The 22352-nt window shown below is 73.1% G+C and carries 18 protein-coding genes; 5 read left to right on the forward strand and 13 right to left on the reverse strand.

Translation table 11 applies throughout. The features are described 5' to 3' along the window. Positions 1-154: 154 nt before the first annotated feature. The 5 genes from BS80_RS02140 to BS80_RS38925 all read right to left on the reverse strand — a co-directional run bounded on the left by BS80_RS02140 (position 155) and on the right by BS80_RS38925 (position 6040). Entirely contained in the window at positions 155-1810 is a 1656-nt protein-coding gene (locus BS80_RS02140; protein WP_035791948.1) for an FAD-dependent monooxygenase, read from the reverse strand. A gap of 99 nt (positions 1811-1909) precedes the next feature. Further along, positions 1910-3190, reverse strand: coding sequence for a M23 family metallopeptidase (locus BS80_RS02145; protein ID WP_157535770.1), 1281 nt, complete (start codon positions 3188-3190; stop codon positions 1910-1912). 229 nt (positions 3191-3419) lie between these two features. Further along, entirely contained in the window at positions 3420-3719 is a 300-nt protein-coding gene (locus tag BS80_RS02150; RefSeq protein WP_035791953.1) for a DUF6087 family protein, read from the reverse strand. A 589-nt stretch (positions 3720-4308) separates the two neighbouring features. Further along, a complete protein-coding gene (locus tag BS80_RS02155) occupies positions 4309-4800 on the reverse strand; it encodes a MarR family winged helix-turn-helix transcriptional regulator (protein ID WP_035791955.1) in 492 nt (163 codons plus the stop codon). Positions 4801-5590: 790 nt separating this feature from the next. Beyond that, on the reverse strand, positions 5591-6040 hold the full coding sequence (locus BS80_RS38925) for an alpha/beta hydrolase (RefSeq protein WP_083974088.1): 450 nt from the start codon (positions 6038-6040) through the stop codon (positions 5591-5593). 99 nt (positions 6041-6139) lie between these two features. On the opposite strand from BS80_RS38925, the gene BS80_RS02165 reads away from it, so the two are divergent. The 3 genes from BS80_RS02165 (at position 6140) to BS80_RS02175 (ending at position 10752) form a co-directional block, all read left to right on the forward strand. Beyond that, positions 6140-6880, forward strand: coding sequence for an alpha/beta fold hydrolase (locus tag BS80_RS02165; protein WP_035791957.1), 741 nt, complete (start codon positions 6140-6142; stop codon positions 6878-6880). A 107-nt stretch (positions 6881-6987) separates the two neighbouring features. Next, the gene (locus tag BS80_RS02170; RefSeq protein WP_035791960.1) at positions 6988-9459 is read left to right on the forward strand and encodes a hypothetical protein; all 2472 of its coding nucleotides are present in this window, start codon (positions 6988-6990) and stop codon (positions 9457-9459) included. A 192-nt stretch (positions 9460-9651) separates the two neighbouring features. After that, complete coding sequence (locus BS80_RS02175; RefSeq protein ID WP_051965710.1) at positions 9652-10752, forward strand: DUF6528 family protein; 1101 nt, start codon at positions 9652-9654, stop codon at positions 10750-10752. Here the strand turns inward: BS80_RS02175 and BS80_RS02180 are convergent. Both BS80_RS02180 and BS80_RS02185 read right to left on the reverse strand, forming a co-directional pair. Continuing rightward, a complete protein-coding gene (locus BS80_RS02180) occupies positions 10697-11305 on the reverse strand; it encodes a GNAT family N-acetyltransferase (RefSeq protein ID WP_232246312.1) in 609 nt (202 codons plus the stop codon). The genes BS80_RS02175 and BS80_RS02180 overlap by 56 nt on opposite strands. Positions 11306-11379: 74 nt before the next feature. Next, positions 11380-13449: a glycoside hydrolase family protein gene (locus BS80_RS02185; RefSeq protein WP_157535772.1), complete on the reverse strand. Its 2070-nt coding sequence runs from the start codon at positions 13447-13449 to the stop codon at positions 11380-11382. A gap of 265 nt (positions 13450-13714) precedes the next feature. Here BS80_RS02185 and BS80_RS02190 point away from each other — a divergent pair, with 265 nt between their 5' ends. Next, positions 13715-15361, forward strand: coding sequence for an alkaline phosphatase family protein (locus BS80_RS02190; RefSeq protein ID WP_232246313.1), 1647 nt, complete (start codon positions 13715-13717; stop codon positions 15359-15361). A gap of 40 nt (positions 15362-15401) precedes the next feature. Here BS80_RS02190 and BS80_RS02195 read toward each other — a convergent pair whose 3' ends face one another. The 3 genes from BS80_RS02195 to BS80_RS02205 form a co-directional block, all read right to left on the reverse strand. Further along, positions 15402-16208 (reverse strand): alpha/beta fold hydrolase, encoded by an 807-nt coding sequence (locus tag BS80_RS02195; protein ID WP_051965715.1) that lies wholly within the window; start codon positions 16206-16208, stop codon positions 15402-15404. A gap of 53 nt (positions 16209-16261) precedes the next feature. Continuing rightward, the gene (locus BS80_RS02200; RefSeq protein ID WP_035791966.1) at positions 16262-17497 is read right to left on the reverse strand and encodes an MFS transporter; all 1236 of its coding nucleotides are present in this window, start codon (positions 17495-17497) and stop codon (positions 16262-16264) included. A gap of 95 nt (positions 17498-17592) precedes the next feature. Then, positions 17593-18213 (reverse strand): pyridoxamine 5'-phosphate oxidase family protein, encoded by a 621-nt coding sequence (locus BS80_RS02205; protein WP_035791968.1) that lies wholly within the window; start codon positions 18211-18213, stop codon positions 17593-17595. 68 nt (positions 18214-18281) lie between these two features. On the opposite strand from BS80_RS02205, the gene BS80_RS02210 reads away from it, so the two are divergent. Continuing rightward, positions 18282-18848: a TetR/AcrR family transcriptional regulator gene (locus tag BS80_RS02210; protein ID WP_035791972.1), complete on the forward strand. Its 567-nt coding sequence runs from the start codon at positions 18282-18284 to the stop codon at positions 18846-18848. On the opposite strand, the gene BS80_RS02215 is transcribed toward BS80_RS02210, so the two are convergent. The 3 genes from BS80_RS02215 to BS80_RS02225 all read right to left on the reverse strand — a co-directional run bounded on the left by BS80_RS02215 (position 18845) and on the right by BS80_RS02225 (position 22191). Continuing rightward, positions 18845-20341, reverse strand: coding sequence for a sensor histidine kinase (locus BS80_RS02215; RefSeq protein ID WP_051965933.1), 1497 nt, complete (start codon positions 20339-20341; stop codon positions 18845-18847). The two genes, BS80_RS02210 and BS80_RS02215, sit on opposite strands and share 4 nt — an antisense overlap. An 86-nt stretch (positions 20342-20427) precedes the next feature. Then, positions 20428-21153: a response regulator transcription factor gene (locus tag BS80_RS02220; protein WP_035791978.1), complete on the reverse strand. Its 726-nt coding sequence runs from the start codon at positions 21151-21153 to the stop codon at positions 20428-20430. A gap of 105 nt (positions 21154-21258) precedes the next feature. Continuing rightward, entirely contained in the window at positions 21259-22191 is a 933-nt protein-coding gene (locus BS80_RS02225; protein ID WP_051965717.1) for a hypothetical protein, read from the reverse strand. Positions 22192-22352 lie beyond the last annotated feature (161 nt).

Raw genomic sequence — 22352 nt, forward strand, 5'->3', positions numbered from 1 at the left:
CTCCTCGTCGTGCGGGCCGGTGCTGTGCGCGGCCCGCGGTAGATCCGGGCGCTGCCGGTTCTCGGCTGGGGATGCGTCCTGGGGTCCTCCGTGTGCGGACCATAGTGGCGTAGACCACTCCTCTTTGTCCACATCAGGACGGTGTGCTCACCACTCAGGACACTCGGTCATCGGGCTCAGGTCCCGTGAAGGTCCGCCGCAGGTGCTCGGCCGGCCCGCCGCCGTCGGCCGGGAGCAGCCGGGCGCCCAGGTAGCCGTCCGGGCGGACCAGGAAGGCCTCGCCGTCGCGGGCGCCGTAACCCGCGCGGAACGCGCCGTCGGCGTCGTGGACCACGGGCATCCGCAGGCCGTCCAGGCGGGCACCCGGGGCCAGGACCGCGTAGACGTCCAGCAGACCGTGCGCCGCCGCCACGGCCTCGGCCGCGCAGTCGTCCAGGACGGCCGGCCTGGCATCGGCTCCGCCGTACAGCAGGAGGGTGTGCCGCGGGCCGCGCAGCAGGTCGAACAGCCGCATCCGGTACCCGGCGAGATCGCGCAGCAGACCGCCGCAGTCCGGCGCCCGCTCGCCCGGCGCCGGGCCCGCCGCCGGTACCTCGCCCGGCGGCTCGCTGAGGGGGCTGTCCGGGTAGCCCACCAGCAGCTGCGCCTCGCGGCGCAGGAGCGTCCGCACGGACCCGGGGTCGGCCTCGATCCCGGCGCGCGCGTGCCGCACGGTGCGCCCGACCACCTCCTCGCCGACCGGGTGACGCTCGGCGTGGTAGCTGTCGAGCAGGCTTTCGTCAGCGACCAGGTGGAGCACCAGGGCGAGTTTCCAGGCGAGGTTGTAGGCGTCCTGAATGCCGGTGTTCATGCCCTGCGCGCCGGTCGGCGGGTGGATGTGGGCGGCGTCCCCGGCGACGAAGACCCGGCCGACCCGGTAGCGGTCCACCAGGCGGTGGCTGATCCGGAAGGCGGAGGACCAGCGCAGCGCGGATGCGGTGGCCGGCCGCGGTGCGAGCCGGTCGAGGACGGCCTGGAGCTGGTGCAGCTCGGGCGCGTTGGCGCTGTCCAGGCCGTGCCGGACCCCGGTTCCCCCGGCACCCCCGTGTTCGGCGACGCCGAGCTCGGGCGGCACCAGCATCGACATCCGGTAGCGCCCGTGGCCCGGCAGCGGGATGCAGACCAGGATGTCGTCGGGGCCGCCCACGGGGTCGCGGCGGGTGGCGCGGACGGCGTAGCCGGGCGGCATGTCCCAGTCGAGCTCCACATCGCCGAGCATGTACTGCTCGTCGAACGCGCCCCCCTCGAAGCTCAGGCCCAACGCCCGGCGCACCACACTGTGCGCGCCGTCGCAGCCGACCAGGTAGCGGCAGCGCACCGTCTCGACCCCCTCGGGCGAGCGGATGACGGCCCGCACTCCGTCCGCGTCCTGGTCGAGCGAGACCAGCTCGCGGCCGCGCTCGACCCCGCCGCCGTGGCTCACCAGGCAGTCGGCCAGCAACCGCTCGGTCGCGTACTGCGGCAACGCGGCGAAGCGGTACGGGACGTCGGGCGCCAGCTCCAGCTCCAGCTCCAGCCGCGAGACCTGCCGGCCGTCGACGAAGACCAGCTGCCCGCGCAGGAGCAGCGCACCGTCCAGCGCCTGGCGGGCCAGCCCCATGGCGTCCCAGATCTCCAGCGTCCTCGGCTGAACGCCCACGGCCTTGGCGTACAGCTGCGGGGCGGCCAGCCGGTCGACGACGCGGCACTCGACGCCACGGCGGCGTAACTCGGCGGCGGCCGTCAGCCCCACCGGGCCGGCGCCCACCACCAGGACATCAGTGTCGAACATGGCTGCCTCCCGGTCCGGTCGCTCCCCCGTCCAGCCTGCACCTGGCCGCGCGACCGTCGCCACCGCGACGGCCGCGTGTGCGGCCCCGGCTCTCCGCTGTCAGAAGACGATGACGTTCCGGTCCAACGGCAGCTCGTCGCGGTGCGGACCGGCGAACGGCGAGTCGTCGACCGGCAGCACGCCCGTGGGCTGCAGACCGAGGTTGTCGTCCCAGATCCGCGGCGCGACGTGGCCGACCACGTCGAACGCCCCGAACGTGTAAGGCGGGCTGTCGGTCGGGAAGAACTCCGCGGTCGTCATCACCTGGAAGTGCAGGTGCGGCGTGGTCGAGTTGCCGCTGTTGCCGATCAGCGCGAGCACCTGCCCGGGCTCGACACAGTCCCCCTCCCGCACCTGGATGGAGTCGTGCTCAAGGTGCGCGTAGAGCAGGAACCTCCCCGGCGCGACCTCCAGCGTGATGTGGTTGCCGACGGTGTCCTGGATCGGCGGCACGGTGGGCGGGACCGGCGGCGGGTTGTCCGCCAGGCCGTCCTGCACCTCGACCACCTTGGCGCGGGCCGCGGCGGTCACCGGCTGACGGAAGCTCAGGTAACTTTCCAGTCTGGCGGGATCGCCCTCCCAGACCTGGTCGTGGTCGCCGACCTTGAACCAGTCGACGGCGAAGCGCTGCGGCACGTCCAGCCGCCCGTTGATCGGCGCCAGCCCGCGCCGGTGGTGGGTGTTGCCGCAGCAGCTCTCGCTCGCGTACCAGGCACCCGGCTGCACCGGCGGCTCCAGGCGGAGCGGGGCCCGCGAGGAGAGCGGCACACGGCCGACCGTCTCCTCGAACGGCGCCGGGCCCGCGGGCGCCAGGACCGCGCCGGTGAGGTGGTGCTCCAGCGCGGTGGGCACGCTCGCGGCGGGGTCGAGCACCAGGTCCAGCCAGACCACCCACTGCTCGGACCCGGCCAGCACCGTCCCGGCCGTGGCATCCTGCCGTTCCTGCCGCTTCGGCCCGTCCGTCCCCTCCCCCGGGATCGGATCGCCGACCGGGTTCGCCGCCGCGGCGAGTGCGTCCCCGCTCAGTGACCCCACCACCTGCCCGGTCTGCGCGTCCTGGACCTCGACCCGGTCCAGCCGCACCGGCGTCCGGCTGCCGAGCGCGTTCGTCGTGAACAGCTCGTAGGACACGTGAACCCTGCCGTCGGAGGCCCTGAACGGCGCCGGCTCGGTGATCACCGACGTCACCAGCGGCGTGAACTGCGTCCCCGGCGGCAACGCCCGCGGCCCCGCCGCCTGCGCGGGCAACGCGGCCGCAGTCAGCACCGCCACCCCCAGCGCGGCCCTGGCCAGCCCGCGGATCAGCACTCCCCCGCAACGACGACGCTCCCGGTGCACCACGTCTTGCCCGCCTCTCCTCCCAGCCGGCCGACCCACCCCGGGCCGCCCACGCCCGCCGGTCCCACCGCCGCGACGCACTCACATGAAAGGCGACACCCCCCAACCCCACCCGCACGCCGCAACAGCACCCCGCGCCACACCACCCGTCCGGCGGACGGCAAGGGCACTCGGCCGACGGCGTGGACCGGGACGACGGCGACAGCCCCGGTCCGCCCGCGCAATGCCGTGGTCAGGCTCTGCGGTGGCGACCGGCGGCCTTGCGCGGGGCCGGGGCAGGCAGCATGTCCCGCATCACCCCATCGCCGATGATGCCGTTGACATGGCGCTGAGCGGCGGCGTAGTCGTCGGCGACAGTGACCGGAACCCACTGGACGCCGTCCCACTCCTGGATGAGGCGCGGGGCTCCGGGGTTGACGTGCGCGGCCCGCACGGTGCCGTCCAGAGCGACCACGCGCAGCTGTCCGACCGGACGGAGCCGCCTCTCCCACCGGGCTGCCCACTTCTCCAAGGGCTCGTCCTGGTCGTCCACCGGCTGGTCCTCTCCTCGGTACGCCGAGCGTAGCCGCAGGCTCAGGGGACGCAGGCTTCACCGGCCTACAGGCATGGGCCGAGGCGGTAGTTGGGGCGAAGACCAGGAAAGCGAGGGCTGAAAGTCACACCAGCTGCCGTCAAACGGAAACGCGCCAGCCTCGACCTGCTTCACGACGCGGATCCCTTCACCACGGATCTGTTCGGCTTCCTCGGCGGTCCAGTAGGACGGGTGGCCGATCTTGTCCGCTAAGGAGTCCTCGTCCTTCCACACCCAGGTTCGATCAACGGCGACGTTGATGTCCAGCTCTTGGTCACATGGCCCCGGAGCCGGGCACGGCAGGCTACTGCCTGTCGTGATCCACCTGTGTCGATCGGCCCCCACTACATGCCTGTTGCCCCGGCCCGCCCGATAACCCTGACCCTCGCGGAACGCGAACGACTGAAGAAGCTGGCCTACGGCCACAAGACCGAGCACCGGATGCGCCTACGTGCGCAGATCGTCCTGCACGCGGCGCGCGGACGCTCCAACGCGCGCATCGCCCGAGAGACCGGGCTGCACCTGGACACCGTGACCAAAGAGACAGAACCTAGGATTCCCCGGCCTCCTCGACGTTGGCGACCATCCTGCGCAGCACCTTGAGCGCGGCCACGTACTCTTCATCGCTGATGCCCTCGTGGACCACGGCGCGCAGCTCGGTCACCAGCTCGCGCAGCCGCACCCTGGCAGCCTCCCCGGCATCGGTAAGCTGCAGGCGCTGCCCGGCGTCGCTCCGGAGCCAGCCGCGGTGGAACAGCTGGTCGATGACACGAGCGATCTCATGCGGCCCGTCCGCGAGGGGCGTCAGCTGGATGACGACCTCCTCGCGACTCGGCGCCGCGGGGGCGCCGTTTACCCGGTTGAGCACCCAGTACTGCGGCTGCGTGACGTCGATCCTGGCCATAGCGTCACGCAGATGCCGGGTGACGGCTTCGTGGGCGAGGCCACTCCAGTAGCCAATGGGCTGGGTGGCCAGCATGTCGTCGGTGGCGGCCGGGTCAGCCGGCGCCTGGTCGGTGGTGATGTCAGTCAGCGGTCCCATGACCGCGACGCTATATCCCCCAACGCTCACACACCCCCATCCGAGGGACGAATAGTCGTACCGGGCAGGGAGGTGAACTGTCCGCGCACAAGGATCTGAGATGTCCGCTCACCCGGACGGCCCGCTGTCCGTTGACAGCGCCCTGGCCTACCTGGCCGCCTACGACGACCACCACGCGAAGGTGTTCAGCCGCACCGAACCACGAACCGGCATCGACCCGTTCATGAACCTGGTCACCGAGGACACCATGCTCCGACGCACCTTCACGGGCGGCATGTTGGCCGCCGCCGCCCCGATGCTCGATCTCGCGGCTTTGGACCACCTGACCGCCGCCGCCCGCGACGCCCACCGCCGCCCGCGATGCCAAACCGGCCATCCGCAGCGAACTCCTCGCCCTGGGCGCCCGAGCAGCGGAGCGCACCGCATGGTTGCACCGCGACGCAGGATCACCCGAGCAGACCACCTCCTACTGGTACGGCCGGTCGAAGGAGTGGGCCACCGTCACCGGCGATGGGGCGATGCACGCCTACGTGTTGCTCCGCCAGGCGCAGGCGCTGGGCCACGACGACCCGGTCCGGATGCCCGATCTGGCCAGGGCCGCGATCGCTGGTCCGTGGATGCTGCCACCCCGGCCGCGCGCCGAAACAATCCAGCAGGAGGCCCGGGGCATGGCGATGACCGGCGCAAGCGTGGACGAGATCGCTCGGGTTCTGGACCGGGCGCACGCGGCGCTCGATAAGGCCACCGTGCCACCCGGTCCGCCGAGTTGCACGGGGCCGCTCGGTGACGGCTACACGCGGGAGCGGCTCATGGTGCAGTCCGGGATCTGCCTTCGCGAGGCCAAACGCCCAGCTGACGCCGTCGTGGTGCGGCGACCCGCGTGCAGGGCGGCGGCACCTCCCGAGAACGAGGCCGCGATGACGTGCACCGGCCCCGGCTGCCCGGTGATCTCCGCCAGGTGATCGGATGCGGCCCGGACGTCGTTGGCCACTCCGGCGATGGTGACGTCCGAGAAGCGGCCTCCACTCGCACCATGCGCACGCAGGTCGAACCGCAGACACGTGATGCCGACGGCGGCCAGGGAGGCCGCGAGCCGAGTGAAGAAGCCCCCCTCCTCGCGGGTGACTCCGGCCCCGTGGGCGAGGACTGCCAAGGCTGCCGGAGGAGTTGGGGCAGGGGTGACCGTGCCGAACAGAACGGTGCCGTCCAAGGAGCGGACTTCCGTCTCGTAGTCAGTCATGCGCCGACGGTAGCCAGATGTCCGGCTGGAACCTGCCCCTGGGGGAGGTTCTACGGTTCGTCCGGCAGCACGGCAATGCTTGCGAGAAAGAGGTCAATCATGACGACGTTCCTGCTGGTCCCCGGTCTCTGCATGGGCGGGTGGGCCTGGGAGGCGGTGGCCGCCGAGCTGGTGGCGCGCGGGCACCGGGCGGTGCCGGTGACGCTCGCGGGGTTGGAGGGACGGGACGGCGCGGAGCGGGGGGCCGGTGGGCGTATCGGGCTCGCCGAGCATGCCGCGCAGGTGGTGGCGCTGCTCGACGCGCACGGGCCGGGGGTGGTGCTGGTGGCGCACAGCTACGGGATCTTCCCCGCGCTCACCGCCGCCGACCGGCGACCCGAGCTGGTCGGGCGGGTGGTGTTCGTGGACACCGGCATCCCGGAGGACGGCGAGTCGGTGGTGACGAGCCTGGTGGGCGCGGGCCTCGCCACCAGGATCGAGGACGGTGTGGTCCCGGTGCCGAGCGAACTGACCGGGTTCCCGGACGCGCAGCGGGAGCGCTACCAGCGCCTGGGCGCCCCGCACCCGGGCGCGACCCTCACCGACCCCGCCGAGCTGACCGGCGCCTGGTCCGGGCTGCCCACCACGGGTGTGTTCTGCCTGGAGAACGGCCTCAGCCTGGAGGTGGCCCGGGCCCTGCACGCCACCGGCGCCCCCAGGTTCGCCAAGCTCGCCGAGCCGGGGGTGACCTTCTTCGAGATGGCGACCGGCCACTACCCGATGTTCTCCGCCCCCGTCGAGCTGGCCGAGATCCTGGTCCGCGCGGCGGCCGGCGAGGGGGCGAGCCTCTACGGCGACTGAACGGCGAGCCCTCCTCCCCTGCCGGTCGGGACCTTCGGCCCGGCGGCCCGGTTGTCGTACCCGGGCGCTAGATTCCTTGCAGGTCAAGGCAGGTGAGGAGAACACAGGTGGGAGACGTCGAGCGCGCCGCGATCGCGGCCGCGTACCGGCTGGCGCAGCCGTCGGTGATCCGCGAGCTGCTGGAGCGGCTGCGCGCGGGCACGAGCGAGCTGCTGGAGCACGGGCAGGCGCTGCCGCGCGGGCTGACGGACGCGGTGATCGCCTCCGGGGACCGCGGGCTCCAGGTCGCGCTGGCCAAGGGCTACTACGGCGCGCCCGGGATGCGTGCGGCACACCTGGGGCTGGCCCGGCTGGGCGATCCCGTGGTGGGGCAGGCGCTCTACAAGGCGCGCCGGTGGGCGGACAGTTCGCCCGACATCCGGGCCGCCGTGCTGGCCGGCGCCGATCCGGCCGATCCGGGCTGGCGCGCGCCGGGCGGGCTGGTCGAGCAGCTGCTCGGACCGGACGGCGACAACGTCCTGGCGCCCGCCCTGCGGGCGCCCTTCCCCGAGCTGGTCGCCCACGCCCTGCAGCGGCACGGCGAGTTGCTGCCGCCGGCGATGGTCGAGGTGTCCTGCCGGGCCGTGCTCGACCACGGCGGCCGGGCGCAGCTCGCGTCGCTGGCCGATCTCGTCGAGCAGTGGGACGAGTTGGGGCATCCGGGGCTCGCCGCACTGCTGCGCCGGGCGGCGGCCGCGCCGGAGCCGGCCGCCCTGCTGCGCGGCGACCTGTCGGCGACCGACGAACTGCTCTTCGCGGTGCGCCACCGCTCCGGGCGCCGTCCGGACCTCACGGTGCGACCCGACTGGGCGCAGGTCTGGATGGAGCACCGCCGCCGGCCGCTCTCCGCCGATGCGATCATGACGCTCAACCGGTTCCCCGACTGCCCGCCGGACCTCGCGGTGGAGGGCTTCCGCTCCGATCCGTCCGGGACGCTGGCGCGCGGCACCGGCCCGCTGCCGCTGCCCGTCCTGCTGGGCACGGACCTCCCGGCGGACGTCGCGCTCGACCTGCCCGCCTACCGCCTGCACCAGGCCCTGCGGGCCGGCATCGAGGCGGGCTGGCTGCCCGTCGAGTGGATGCTGCGCGAGGTGCGGCCCGCGCAGCTCGCGCTGGAGAGCCTGCCGCAGGCCGCGGTGGCCGGCGACGCCACCCGCGCGGCGGTCGCGGGGCTGCTCGCGCCGCTGGGCGCCGACCCGGCGGCCTGGATATCCCTCTACCGCCTGGTCGGCAAGTTCCAGGGCCCGGCCGAGGAGTTGGTGGCCGCCGCCCGCACCGCGCCCGGTGGCGCCAAGGCACGGTCCTGGCCGCGCGCGCTCGACGCCACGTTCCCCTCCCGCGAGCCGGACGGCGCGCGGTGGATCTTCCAGCTGCTGTTCCGCTACGCCGAGCCGGACGTCCAGGAGGCCCTGGTCCCGTACCTCGACGCCCGCACGATCCAGCAGCTGCTGGTCTTCGGGCCCTGCCCGGGCCGGCTCCGCGACCGGATCACGGCCGTGCACGGCCGGGCGGCGCACCTCGCCCAGGCCTCCCACCGTGCGTTGCCCGCCGAGGCGCTGACGCAGCTGCTGGACCTGGACGACCCCGAGGTCAACGCCAAGCTCTACCGCTACTGCACGATCGACCAGGAGGAACGGGTACGGATCCTGGCCGGCCAGGGCCGCCGCGGCGGCACGGTCCCGGTCCACCCCGAGCTGCTGGCCGACCTGGCGGCGGTCAAGGCCACCCACCGCCGCCACTGGCTGACCGCCGGTCACTTCTCCGGCGACCCGCAGGTGCTGAGGGCCACCCTCGCCCGCTGCCAGCTGCACACCGAGGCGGGCCGGCTGCGCGCCGTGCTCCGGCTGTGGGAGCGGCACGGGCCGCAGGAGGTCGAAGCCCTGCTGGACGAAACGGAGTTCCCCGGCCGCGTCGTGGAGCGGCATCCGCTGGCCGGCGGCACCAGCCGCACCGTGCGCAAGGCGCTCAGCGCGCCGGACGGGCTCGCGGTGCTGCGCGCCCGGCTGGCCGCCGAGGAGGAGCCGGAGCGGCTGGTGGCGCTGCTGCGTCGCAAGGCCGTCGCCGCGGTCGCCGATCTGGTCCGCTACCTGGCCGCCGAGGGCACCGCGTTGCCGTGGCCGGAGCTGACCCGGGCCCACCAGGAGGAACCACTCGGCGCCGAGCTGCTGGCCGGGCTCGCCGCCCGACCGGACTGTCCGCGCGTCCTGCTGCTGGCCGCGTTGCGCACCGAGCTGACGTGGCCGCGTTCGATCGGTCTGACCTGGCTGCCCGCGGCCCTGGACGCGGGCCGGCTGACCACCGCCGACGTCCTGCGGGAGGCCTACCCGGCCCCCGCCGTGCTGGAGTACCTCGCCGCCGCCGACCTCGGGCGCCATCGCCAGGTCACCCGCTGGCGGCCGCCCGTACGGGAGGCGACGCGACTGCTGGACGAGCACCTGGGGACCGACCCGGAGGCGTTCGCGGTCGCCCTCCAGCTGCTCCCGGACTTCACCGGCTCGCTCCCCGAGTTGCTGGCCACCACGGCGGCCGTCGTGGGCTGAGCCGAACCCGCCGGGCATCCGGGAGACCACCGCCTGGCGTCCGCGTCCTGCGCGGCCATCTGGACCGGCACCTGGAGGAGTTGGAGCGCTCGGTGAGCGCGGCGGGCGGCACCGTGCACTGGGCGGCCGGCCCGGTCCCACGACGGTGTGTCGTGGCGCACCGTTCGGGCCCGGGCCGGGGATGCTGGACCGGTGCCGTCTTCCTCAGCGCTCAGCGCGCGCGCCGCCACCACCACCACCTCTCGGCGTGCGGTGCTCGGGCTCGCGGCGGCGGCCGCCGGGACGCTGGGCGTCGGGGCCGGGCCGGCCGCCGCGTCGGGCGGGGGTGTGGTGCCGACCCTGAGCCTGCTGCTGGCGGCGGACCAGGCCAGTGACCGGGTGCTGCTGCTGGATCCGAACGACCCGTCGTGGTGGCAGGGCGGCGCCGCGCAGCGGCGGGCGGCGGCGCGGGTGGCGCTGTGGTCGTGGTCGGCGCTCGACGACACCGGCCTCGGCGCGCTGGACCCCGCGCGCAGTTGGCAGCTGGTCAGCGACGCGAAGTACCGCTTCCTGCGGGGCCGGCAATGGGTGCTCTGCTGTGCCTCGGAGGGGCTGGCCGCGGTGCTGCCCTATCCGGCCGGCGGTGCCGCCTGGGCCACCACGGCCGACGGGAACCTGCACGCCATCGAGCTCCTGCCGGACGGCAATGTCGCGATCGCCGCCAGCGAGGGCGGGTACATCCGCCTCTACGCCGCCTCCCAGGGCCCCCGGGCGACCCGGAACGTCCAGCTCGACCTGGTCGGCGCGCACGGCCTGTACTGGGACGCCGTCCACCACCTGCTCTGGGCGCTGGGCAGCGAACGGCTCGTCGGGCTGGCCGTCGGCGGCACCCCGGCCGCCCCGCAGTTGTCCGTCGTGCGCGTCGTGCACCTGCCCGACCCCGGCGGCCACGACCTGACGCCGGTGGCCCAGGACCACGACCGGCTGTGGGTCGCCACCGGTCGCCGGGTGTTCCAGTACTCCGTCTCCGAGGACGCCTTCGTCGGCTACGCCGGGCAGCGGGAGATCGACCTGCGGGGGGTCAAGAGCGTCGGCGACGACCCGGTCACCGGGCAGGTCCTGACGGTGGTCCCGAGCACCGACAACCCGTGCCCGTGGTGCACCTCGACCGTCAGCTTCCACCGGCCCGACGGCAGCCGGCGGATCGAGGGGACGAGCCTGTACCGGGCCCGGTGGATGCCCCGGCCGCCTGGCGGCGTCAGGAGCGCGCCGGACGCCACATGGTCGTCACCACGTGACCGGACGGGACGGTGACCGTGCCGCTCGGGGTGAAGCCGACGGCGGCGTAGCGCGCGTTGTTGGCGGGGTTGCAGGACTCCAGGTAGGCGGGCGCGCCGAGGGCGTCGATCCGCGCCAGGCTCTCCCGCAGCAGGCCCATCCCGAGGCCGTGCCCGCGGTGGTCGCTGTGGGTGGCGAGCAGGCTCAGGAAGAAGTGCGGCTCGCTCGGGTAGTGCGCCTCCAGCCGCTCCAGGATCTCCAGGACCCCGGCGGCGGTGCTCGGGCCCGCGGCGTCGACCAGGTAGTCCTCGAAGCCGTCGGCCTCCTCGGGCGACAACTCGATGCCGCCCGGCGGGATCCACAGCGCCGCGGCCTCGACCTTCTCGGTCACCAGCATCCACGGGTAGCGCAGCGCGGAGGTGGCGAAGAGCCGCCACATCGCCGCCGCCTGCTCGGCGCGCCGCCCGACGTCGGGGAAGGCCGGTCCCCACAGCGGGTCGTCGAAGAACGCGGTGGTCAGGGCGGCGACGATCGCGTCCACGTCGGCGGGGGTCGCCACGCGCGCGGGGACGGCGGGAGGAGTGATCACCCTGCCAGGGTAAGCGCACGGCGCGGTGGGGCGGCGGCTGCCGTCCCACCGCGCCGGGTCAGCGCGTCAGCGGATCAACGCGTCCAGTGCGGGCGCAGCGTGACGCTGAGAATGGTGCGGTACTCGGCGGGCTGGGCCGCCGGGACGGTGTACGGCGCGGCCGGGTTGGTGCCGTAGACGGCGCCGGTGCCGGGCAGCGGCTTGGGGGTGGAGTAGCCGGCGAAGAGCATCGTCAGGCTGCCGTTGTCGTTCTGCACCACGGTCGGGTCGTAGACCCGGCCCGCGTAGTAGCCCGAGACGCCCAGGGCGCCGCCGGTCGCGGCCTGCTGGGCCAGCGCCGAGAAGGAGTAGTCGGTGCCGATCAGCTTCTGCGGGGCAGACCAGTTCTTCCCGTCCTTGGAGGAGGCGTAGAAGATCTGGTTGAAGGCGTCGCTGTCGCCGTCCGAGGCGTACGCGCCGGACAGGAAAAGGCCGTAGCTGCCGTCGGGGTTGGTGATGACGGTGCCGCGCGAGCCGATCCAGCGCAGCACGGAGTCGCTGGTGCTGGTCGGGTCGCCGAGGCCGCTGACCTGGCCGAGGTCGGTGAAGTGCAGGCCGTCGGTGGTGTAGGCGGCGCGGACCACGGTGTAGTCCTCGTTGTTGCCGTACAGCGACTTGGGCTTGTTCTTGCCCTCGCCGATCGCCGCCAGCTGCGCGTACGGGGTGACCGCCGCGCCGGGCGCGCCGACGCTGCTGCCCTTGGCCACCGTGCCGGTGCCGCCGGTGCAGCCGGTGAGGTGGGTGGCGTCGGCGCCGGTGCAGGTGACCTGGACGATGCCGGCCGCCGTGCCGAGGCTGACGGTGACCGAGCCGCCGGCCGGCTTCAGCGCGGTGCTGTCCGCCACCGGGAGGGTCGCGGCCGGCAGGGTGACCGCGGCCGTGGTGGTGGTCGGCGTGAAGTAGTTGAGGATCTTCTCGGTGTAGAGCACCGCGACGCTGCCCTTGGGCGCGCCCTGGTAGTGCGGGATGGTGCTGATGATGCCGTCGGGCGCGATCAGGCCGGAGGTCTGCTGCGCGGTCGCCGGGATCAGCGCGTCCGCGGTGATCGCGTCGCCCGCGGCGACGGTGACGCCGCCCGCCGTACGCGTGGTGCAGCCGGTGAAGGCCGTCGCGGTGGCGGTGGCGTCGTTGCAGTCGACCGTGACGCCGTCGACCGTGAAGTGGCCCGGCTGCTCGAAGTTCGCGGTGTTGGCGGCGGCGATGGTGACGCCGGCGCCGCCCGGTCCGGCCGGGACGGTGACGGGCGCGGTGGCGGTGGTGCTGCCGCCCTGGCCGACCGGCTCGGCGGCGGGCAGGCCGGCCAGCTGGTTGCCGTCCTTGGGGGTCAGGTGGTGGACGATCAGGTTGGTGCCCAGTGCGTCGCCGGAGGGGCGCGAGAGCGTGTAGAGCACCTGGCCGGAGTGGCCGGTGCCCGCGTAGTTCGGGACCTTCAGGACGAACGCGTGGCCCTGGCCGTCGTCGTTGGTGTTGCCGTTCGGGCACAGGCCGGCGTTCTGCTCCAGTGCCTCGCCCGCGTACTTCCAGGTCTTGCCGTGGTCGGTGGAGGTGGCGGCGACCACCGCCTCGTCACCGTCCTTGGGACGGTAGTCGAACAGGCCCGACAGCGTGTCGCCGCCGTCGTCGCTGGTCACGAACGGGAAGTAGTAGGGCTGCATCGGCAGCGTGCTGCCCTTGGGCTGGCGGACCACCGTACCGGTCTCGGGGGTGGCGCCGCCGCTGGAGCAGTAGCCCGTGAGCGGGCCGGGGGTGCCGGTGACGCCGCTGGCGGCCGGGACCGCGCCGGTGCCGGACGGGTCGACGGCCAGGTTGGGGTAGGTCACGCCGCCGACGGTGACCGTGCCGCTGCCGCCGCCCGAGTAGACCGGCAGGCTGTTGCTGTACGAGGCACCCTGCGTCGGGTCGCCCTGCGCGAGGGTCCAGGGACCGCCCTTGACCTTGTCGACCACGGGCGTGCCGACGGTGTAGCCGAGCACACCGTGCTGGTGGTGCCCCCAGTCCCAGCCGTCGCCCTGGCCGGCGGCCAGGGCGGGGCCGGCGGTGGCAGTGAGCGCGGCGAGCGTGGTCACCGCCAGAGCGGCTGCTGTCGCGATACGGCGACGAGGCATGTCTGTCCCTCCGTTAGACGTCCCGTGCCGATGCGCCGCACGGGTCAGCGCAGATCCTGACGCCCTGCCGGGACCGGCACGAGAGGTCTGCACCAGTGTTCACCGACCGTTCGCCCCACGGCCCTGCAACGCACCGCGTGGGCCACTCATCGCCTGGTTACCCGCCAGGAGTTCACCCGCCCGCTGCCCCCGGGCCACCCCAGCCCGCTACTCATGACCCGAACACAGAACCTTGCCACCGCACGTGAGTTCCCTGGAGAGCCCTGTGACCCGTCGTTCCCTTCGTCCGGCCGCCGTCCTCGGTATGGCCGGGCTGCTCGGCGGGGCGTGCCTCGCCCCGGCCTACGCCGCTCCGGCCGCGGGCCACGCCGCCGCCAAGCACGTCCTGCTGATCTCGGTCGACGGGATGCACCAGTCCGACCTGGCCTGGTACATCGCCCAGCACCCGCAGTCGGCGCTGGCCCGCCTGGTGCGTGGCGGGGTGGAGTACACCGGGGCGAAGACCACCACGCCCTCCGACAGCTTCCCCGGGATGGTTGCGCAGGCCACCGGCGGCGGCCCGGGCACCAGCGGCATCTACTACGACGACACCTACAACGCCGCGCTGCTCCCGGCCGGCACCACCAGTTGCAAGGGCGTCAAGCCCGGCGTGGAGGTGGACCTCACCGAGGACCTCGACCTCAACAAGGCCTCCATCGACGCCGGCCAGGGCCTGGCGAACCTCCCGGCGAGCATCCTGTCGATGACCGGCGACCCCACCAAGCTGCTCAACCCGGCCACGCTGCCGGTCGACCCGGCCACCTGCAAGCCGGTCTACCCGCACTCCTACCTCCAGGTGAACACCATCTTCGAGGTGGCCCGGCAGGCCGGTCTGCGCACCGCCTGGTCCGACAAGCACGCCGCGTACGAGATCCTCGACGGGCCCTCGGGCACCGGCATCCAGGACCTCTTCACCCCGGAGATCAACTCCGACGCGCTCGGCTACCCCGCGGGCAACGACTGGACCACCGACAACAAGGCCACCGAGCAGTACGACACCTACAAGGTGCAGGCCGTCCTCAACGAGATCGACGGCTACGACCACAGCCGCACCCAGAAGGTCGGCACGCCCGCGATCTTCGGCCTCAACTTCCAGTCGGTGTCGACCGCCGAGAAGCTGCCCGCCTCCGAGGGCCTGGCCGGCGGCTACACCGCGCCGAACGTGCCCGGCCCGCTGCTGCAGCGGAACCTGGACTACGTGAACACCCAGATCGGCGAGCTCACCGCCGAGTTGCGCAAGCAGCACCTCCAGGACAGCACCACGGTGATCCTCTCCGCCAAGCACGGCCAGTCCCCCACCGACCCGTCCGCGCTCACCCGCGTCGACGACGGCCCGCTGCTCGACGGCCTGAACGCCGCCTGGAAGAAGCTCCACCCGGGCACCGCGGACCTGGTCGCGCACGCCGTGGACGACGACGGCATGTTGATCTGGCTCTCGGACCGCTCCAAGGCCGCGACCGACTTCGCCAAGAGCTACCTGCTCGCGCAGAACGGCACCGGCACCGACATCAACGCCAAGCCGAAGGCGTTCACCGCCGGCGGCCTGACGAAGGTGTACGCGGGCGCCGACGCGGCCCGCTACTTCGGTGTGGCCCCCGGCGACGCCCGGGTGCCCGACCTCTTCGGGATCGGCCAGCAGGGCGTGGTCTACACCGGCGGCACCAAGAAGATCGCCGAGCACGGCGGGGCGCACGCCGACGACCTGGACGTGCCGCTGGTGGTCTCCGGTGCGGGCACGCCCGACCGGGTGCGGGACGGCGCCACCGTCCACACCACCCAGATCGCCCCGACCATCCTGTCCCTGCTCGGCCTCAACCCGCAGAAGCTGCAGGCCGTCCGCCAGGAGGGCACCGCCGTCCTGCCGGTGCGCTGAGGCACCAGAACGGCGACGTGCAAGCCCAGCGGCCTCCGGTTCAGCGCACCGGGGGCCGCTGCAGGAACTCCTCGACGAGCCGGAGCAGTTCCTCCGGCTTCTCCAGGACCGCCAGGTGGCCGGCGTCGAGTTCGACGAACTCGCTGCCCGGGATGGCCTCCTGGAACTCCCGGGCGTACCTGGGCTGGACCAGCTGGTCCAGCCGGTTGCCGATGACGAGCGTGGCGGCCTCGATCTTCGCCAGGCTGTCGCTGACGTCCAGCCGGCCGATCAGGTCGACCAGCGCGACCATGCCGGGCGAGGGCAGCAGTCCGGCCCGCAGCATCAGCCGCTCGCGCGGGGTGAGCGTGTCCAGGTAACGGTCCGAGACCGCGTGCAGGAGGGTGAACTCGGCGAAGGTGTTGGCGTCCACCTCCGCGAGCCGCTGCCAGGTGCGGGTGAACATGCGCTGCCACGGATGGCCGTAGTGGGCGAATCCTCCGCAGAGGACCAGCCGGCGCACGAGCCCGGGCTCCTGGGCCGCCGCAGCGGCGGCGACGACCGCGCCGGTGGAGAAGCCGATCACGTCCACCGGGCCGCGCGCGGTCTCCCGCACCACCGCGAGAATCTGGTCGGCCAACCGGTCGACGTCCAACTCCCCTTCGGGGAGCGGCGTGAGGCTGCTCCCCGAATAGCCGGGCACGATCACCCTGCGGGTCTTCAGCAGCTCGTCGAGCAGGTGCGGAAAGCTGGTCTCCGGGTGCCCGCTCGCGCCATGCAGGAGGACGACCTCCGGGCCCTGACCCTCGGCGTAGTAGCCGACGGACACCCCGTCGACGTCGACATGCTGCGGTTGCGTGCTGAACATGGTTCCCCCTGAGTGGCGTTGCCCCCGAGCGCGGTCCGGGCGGACCTGGGGGTTCACTTCACCGGTACGGCCACCGCGTCGGCCTCCCGGACGTCCTGTGCCTCCTGCCGGTTCGAGGACCGCTTGGACCACCAGGTGAGCGTGGCCGCGACCAGCGCGAAGCCGGCGGAGACCGGCAGCAGGTAGGCGGCGGAACCGGCGGTGGCGAGCAACGAGGCGCCGATGACGCTGGACAGGAACTGTCCCAGATAGGCGCTGGAGGTGTTGAGCGAGGTCACCAGAGGCGCGCCGCCTTCGGGCGCGTACCCGATGATGCGGTGCTGCTGCGGTCCGATGACCGAGAAGGACACCACACCGCTGAGCGCCTGCAGCACGGCCACGAGGGCGAACTCGCCCCGGACCGTGAGCATCAGCAGGACGACCACGGCGATCCCGGTGGTGGCACCCATGACGATGAGCCGCGGGTCGCGCCGGTCGGCCAGCGTGCCGGACATCAGGTTCCCGCCGGTGGCGGCGATGCCGAACACCAGGAGCAGCACGGCGAGTCGGCCCTGATGACCGCCGATGGCAGGGGCGAAGACGGCGCTCATGTAGGTGAACGGCAGGAAGATCGCGACGAAGGCCAGCACCGTGACGACCAGGACCTTCAGCACGCGCCGGTCGGTGAGCGGCGCCAGGCGCTGGCGCAGGGTGATGCTCTGGTCGAGCCTGATCTTCGGCAACAGGGTGGCGATGGCCACCGCGACCAGACCCGCCACGGCGGTGACGAACCAGATCGCCGCCTGCCAGCCCCAGGCGCTCCCGATGAACGTGCCCAGCGGGGCGCCCAGCACGAGGGCCAGCGTCGAGCCGGCGGTGACCATGGCGATGGCGCTGCCGCGTCGCTTGGGGCCGGCCAGCGTCGCGGCCGTCGCGACGGCGTTGGCCGCGAACATCGCCGCGCCGGAGCCGGCGAGGACGCGGGAGGCGAGGATCAGGCCGTAGGGCTGCGCCAGCGCGGTGATCGCATTGCCTAACCCGAGCAGCACGAGCGCGGTCACCAGGACCCGGCGCCGGGACCACTTGCTGGTGACGGTGGCCAGGACCGGCGACAGGATGGCGTACGCGAGCGTGAACACGCTGACCAGCTGGCCGGCTTCGGCCGTGCTGATCTTCAGCGATTTCGTGATGTCGGGGAGCAGGCCGACGATGACGAATCCGTCGGTACCCACCGCGAAGGCGCCGAGCGTCAGCAGGGCGGTGCGTGCGCGCCAGCCGCGCCCCGGGGAGGTGGTGTCGGTGTCGCTCATCCGAATCCTGTTCTCTCACGATCCTTCTCAGGAGACGGTACCGGTCGGTACCGAATCGGGTCAAGCAGATCCACGGCGCGCGAAGTTGACGACGGTCAGTGGTCGAGGCGAGCCCGCAGGCGGGCGTTCTCCTCCTCCAGCTCGGCCAGCCGTCGGCGCAGCGGCAGGGTGGCCTGGTCGACCTCTTCGGCGGTGTAGCGCGGGGTGATGTGCTGGTGGCAGTTCCAGGCGAGGCCCTCCACCCGGATCTCCAGCAGGCGCTCCACGCGCCCGTCCGTGCGCACCTCCTCCAGCCGCCGGGCGAGAGCGGGGTACTCCTCCGCGGACTTGACCTCCGCGCGACCGAGGATCTTCAACCGCGCCTGGCGTGCGTAGTCCATGAAGAACAGCGCCACCCGCCGGTCCTCGCGCACGTTGCCGACGGTGATGTACTGCCGGTTCCCGCGGACGTCGGCGAAGGCGAGCGTGCGCTCGTCGAGCACGTGCACGAAGCCCTGCGGCCCGCCGCGGTACTGGATGTACGGCCAGCCGGTCTCGCTCACGCTGCCCAGGTAGAACCCGTCACGGGAGGCGATGAAGCCCCGCTCGGCCTCCCCCAGCAGGTCGGGTTCGTCGGCGGGCCCGGCCAGCGCGCGGCCCACCGCCCGTGCGCTGCCCTGCTCCTCCTGCACGTGGCGGACGCTGTCGGTATAGGCCAGATGTGCATAGCGACTCATCGAATTGACTCCCAGCAGAACGGTACCGATCGGTTCCGAATAACGTCAAGGTACCGTACACTGACCACATGCCGACAGACGCACGAGAACGCCTCCTCCAGGGGGCCGAAGAGCTCTTCTACGAGGAGGGCATCCGCGCCGTCGGCGTGGAGCGGCTGCTGGCCGTCACCGGCGTCGGACGCGCCTCCTTCTACCGGCACTTCGCCGGCAAGGACGAGCTGGTCTACGCCGTCCTGAAGCGACGCGACGCCCACTGGCACGCCTGGCTGGAGGAGACGGTGACCGCCCACGGCGGCGGACCGCTCGCCGTCTTCGACGCCCTCGCGGAGTCCGCCGAGTCCGAGAACTTCCGCGGCTGCGCCTTCATCAACGCCATGGCCGAGGCCTCCGACCCGCACGGCGAGATCTTCCGCCTGGCGAACGAGCACAAGAACAAGGTGACCGCCCTCCTCGACCGCCTGATCGAGGAGCAGGGCCACCCCGACCACCGGGCGCTGGCCGAGCAGTTCATGCTGCTGATGGACGGCGCCACCGTCACCGCCATGCGCACCCGCGGCGGCGGCGCGGCCCGCCGGGCCCGGGCCATCGCCGAACGCCTGCTGGCCGCACCGCCGGTGGAGCCGGTTCCCGTTTAGACCGGGTCTGACAGCCCTCGGCCAGGGGGCAGCAGCACGGTGAACTCCGTGCGCCCCGGGCGGCTGGCGACCGTGAGGGTGCCGCCGTGCGCCTCGACGACGGTGTGCACGATGGCGAGGCCGAGGCCGGTGGTGCCCGAGCTGCGGGAACGGGCCTCGTCGCCGCGGACGAAGCGTTCGAAGGCGCGTTCCGGCGGCTGGAGGCCGATGCCGGGCCCGGTGTCGGTGACCGTCAGTCGCACGCCGCGCGCGGCGGCCAGCCGCAGGGTCACCTCGGTGCCCTGCGGCGTGTGGGTGCGGGCGTTCGTCAGCAGGTTGCCCACCACCTGGCGCAGCCGGTCGCCGTCGCCACTGACCAGGACCGGCCGCTCGGGCAGGACCAGGCACCACCGGTGCTCCGGCCCCGCCGCGCGGGCGTCGGCGGTGCAGTCCAGCGCGATCCGGGTGAGGTCGACCTCGCCGAGCGCCAGCGGGCGTCCGGCGTCCAGCCGGGCCAGCAGGAGCAGGTCCTCCACCAGCAGGCCCATCCGCCGCGACTCGGCGTCGATCCGGGTCAGCGAGTGCCGGACGGCGGGCGGGACCGGGCCGCGGTGGCGCAACGCGAGCTCGGTGTGCCCGCGGACGCTCGCCAGCGGGGTGCGCAACTCGTGGCTGGCGTCCGCGGTGAAGGCGCGCAGCCGTTCCTCCACGGCCTGGCGCTCGGCCAGCGCGTCCTCCAGGTGGCCGAGCATCCGGTTGAGGGCGTTGCCGACCCGGCCCACCTCGGTCCGCGGGTCGTCGTCCGGGGCGCGGACCGAGAGCGCCACCGCGCCGTTGGACAGCGGCAGGGCACTGACCCGCTCGGCGGTGGCGACCACCCGGCCGAGCGGGCGCAGCGACCAGCGGATCCAGAGCGCTCCGGCGACGCCGGTCACGGCCAGCGCCACGCCGAACACCAGCAGTTCGACGGTGATCAGCCGGTGCACGGTGTCCTCCACCGGGCGCAGCGGCAGTCCGACGACCAGCACGTCGCCGTCCTGGCCGGTGATCGCGTGCAGCCGGTAGTGGTGCAGCGTGGAGAGCGCGACGTCGGCGGGCGGTCCGCCGACCGCGAGCGCGGCCAGCGCCTGCCGGTCCCGGGCCGTCAGCTTGACCAGGTCGTCGGTGTCGGCGGCCATGTCGCCGGCCTCCACCGCGGCGTCGTCGGCATCGCCGTCCACCACACCGGCGTTGATGACCACGCCGTTCTTGAGGCGGGCGCCGAAGGTGCCGGGCGCCTGCGCCCGGGTGTCACTGCTGTCACCGCTGTCGTCACTGTCGTCGCTGTCGTCCATCGGATCGGAGGTCACGGTCGTGCCGTCCGGGGTCGCGCCGCCGCGGCGCTCCAGGCTGGCGGCGTAGCGGCCACCGGTGTCGGACAGTTGCTGGTCGAGCCGGACGCTCAGGAAGTGGCGCAGCGTGTCGGTGGTGGTCAGACCCACCCCGGCGCAGGTGAGGACCAGCAGGGTGAGCATGCCGGCGATCAGCCGGGCCCGCAGCGTGCGGGGCACCGGGCGGCACCGCACCGGGCGACGCCGTACCAGGCAGCGCACCGGGCGCCTCAATGCGGCACTCTCAGCACGTAGCCGGCGCCCCGCACGGTGTGGATCACCGGCGGGCAGCCGTGGTCGACCTTCTTGCGCAGGTAGCTGATGTAGAGCTCCACCACGTGTGCCTGGCCGCCGAAGTCGTAGGACCAGACGGCGTTCAGGATCTCCGCCTTGCTCAGCACCTGCCGCGGATGCTGCATCAGGTAGCGCAGCAGGGCGTACTCGGTGGGGCTCAGCTCGATCGGCCGGCCGTCCCGGGTCACCTCGCGGGCCTGGTCGTCCAGCACCAGACCGCCCACCACCAGGGCCCCCTCGCGCGGCCCGGCCGGAGCGACGGCGGCGGAGTCGGCCCGGCGCAGCAGACTGTGCAGCCGGGCCATCACCTCGCCGAGGCTGAACGGCTTGGTGACGTAGTCGTCGCCGCCGGCGGCGAGCCCGGCGATCCGCTCCTCCACCGCGTCCCGCGCGGTGAGGAAGAGCACCCGCACCTCGGGCTGCTCGCACTGGATGCGCCGCAGCACCTCGACCCCGTCGAACTCGGGCAGCATGACGTCCAGGACCACCGCGTGCGGGCGCCAGGCGGCGGCCGCGGCGACGGCGGCCGGGCCGGTGGTCGCCGCGCGGGCCTCCCAGCCCTCGTAGTCCACGGCGGCGCACAGCACCTCGACCAGGTCGGGTTCGTCGTCGACGACCAGGATCCGCCGCCGTGACCGGTCGAGGTCGGGTGCGCTGTGCATGGCAGTCCCTGCGATTCGTGTCGACGACGGGCGGACGGGCAGCGGCGCGGGCAGTCCTGACGCACTCTCAGGCTGCCCGCGCCGCGACGGGCTCAAGCAGCGACGTCAGCCGTGCGTCACGCACTTGGCGGCGCTGTTGGACCACAGGCCCTGGAGGTCGAAGCTGCCGGTGCTGAGCGCGACGAAGGCGTCCATGTTCTCGCACTCGTCGCCGATCTCACCGCCGCCGCCGTTCCAGCCGATGCTGGGCCAGGTGTCGGTCACCGTCTCGGCGTACTCGTGGGTCTCGGTGGACTCGATGCCCGACAGCGCCCGGCCGTCGGTCAGCGTGGTGCAGCCGTCCACACCGGTGTCCGGGACGTACGGCAGGTTGGTGTAGGCGAGGTTGCCGTACGACGAGGCGGTGTAGTCGTGCCAGGCGCAGAAGCCGCTGCTGGGGAAGCCGTCCGGGTGGGTGCCGGTGGCGGAGACGATGACGTACTGGGCGTTCAGGTTGGGGGCCTGGGTGGTGTTGCCGAAGTGCGCGGCGGCCTTGACGGCCTCGGCGGCCAGCTGGGCGGCGGTGGCGCTGGAGGGTGCGGCGGCCGCGTTGTCGAACCAGGTGCCGACCAGCGGGGTGGAGGTCGGGTGGACGATGTGGGTGCCCTTGGTGCCGCAGTTGCTGGTGCCCTTGGCGACGCCCTCGCAGTACTGCGAGAGGATGGTGCCCCAGGTGTCCTTGCTCCCGTACAGGCCCTTGAACATGTTCTGCATGTCGGGCGCGACGCCGGCCGGGTCCGAGGACCACTGCGAGCCCCAGAAGACCAGGTACACCTTCGGCGTGGGCGAGACGACGCCCTGGGTGGCGCTGGAGCCGACCTTGAGGGTGTTGCTCGACGCCAGCGGCCGGATGCCCTGGTGGATCGGCTTGACGCCGTGGTGGGCGGCGGCGGTGGCCGCGGAGGCCTGGCCGGCGGTGGCGAAGGAGGTCGCGCCGAGCGCGGCGAGGCCGAGGACGGCCAGGGCCCGGGCGGTGAACGAGAAGGGGCGGATACGCATGGTGGGGGGTTCTCCCGTTGTGAGGGGGGGGTGAACGGCGTGCGTGCTGCCGCCAGTTACCCAACCATTCCGCCAGGGGCGCGTCTATACGCCGGACATGACAAGGAGCCACTTTTTACGGAGTCGTCATCAGGTTTCGCCAGTATTTCCCGTCTGAAGCA

The organism is Kitasatospora mediocidica KCTC 9733, from assembly GCF_000744225.1.
Taxonomy (GTDB): domain Bacteria; phylum Actinomycetota; class Actinomycetes; order Streptomycetales; family Streptomycetaceae; genus Kitasatospora; species Kitasatospora mediocidica.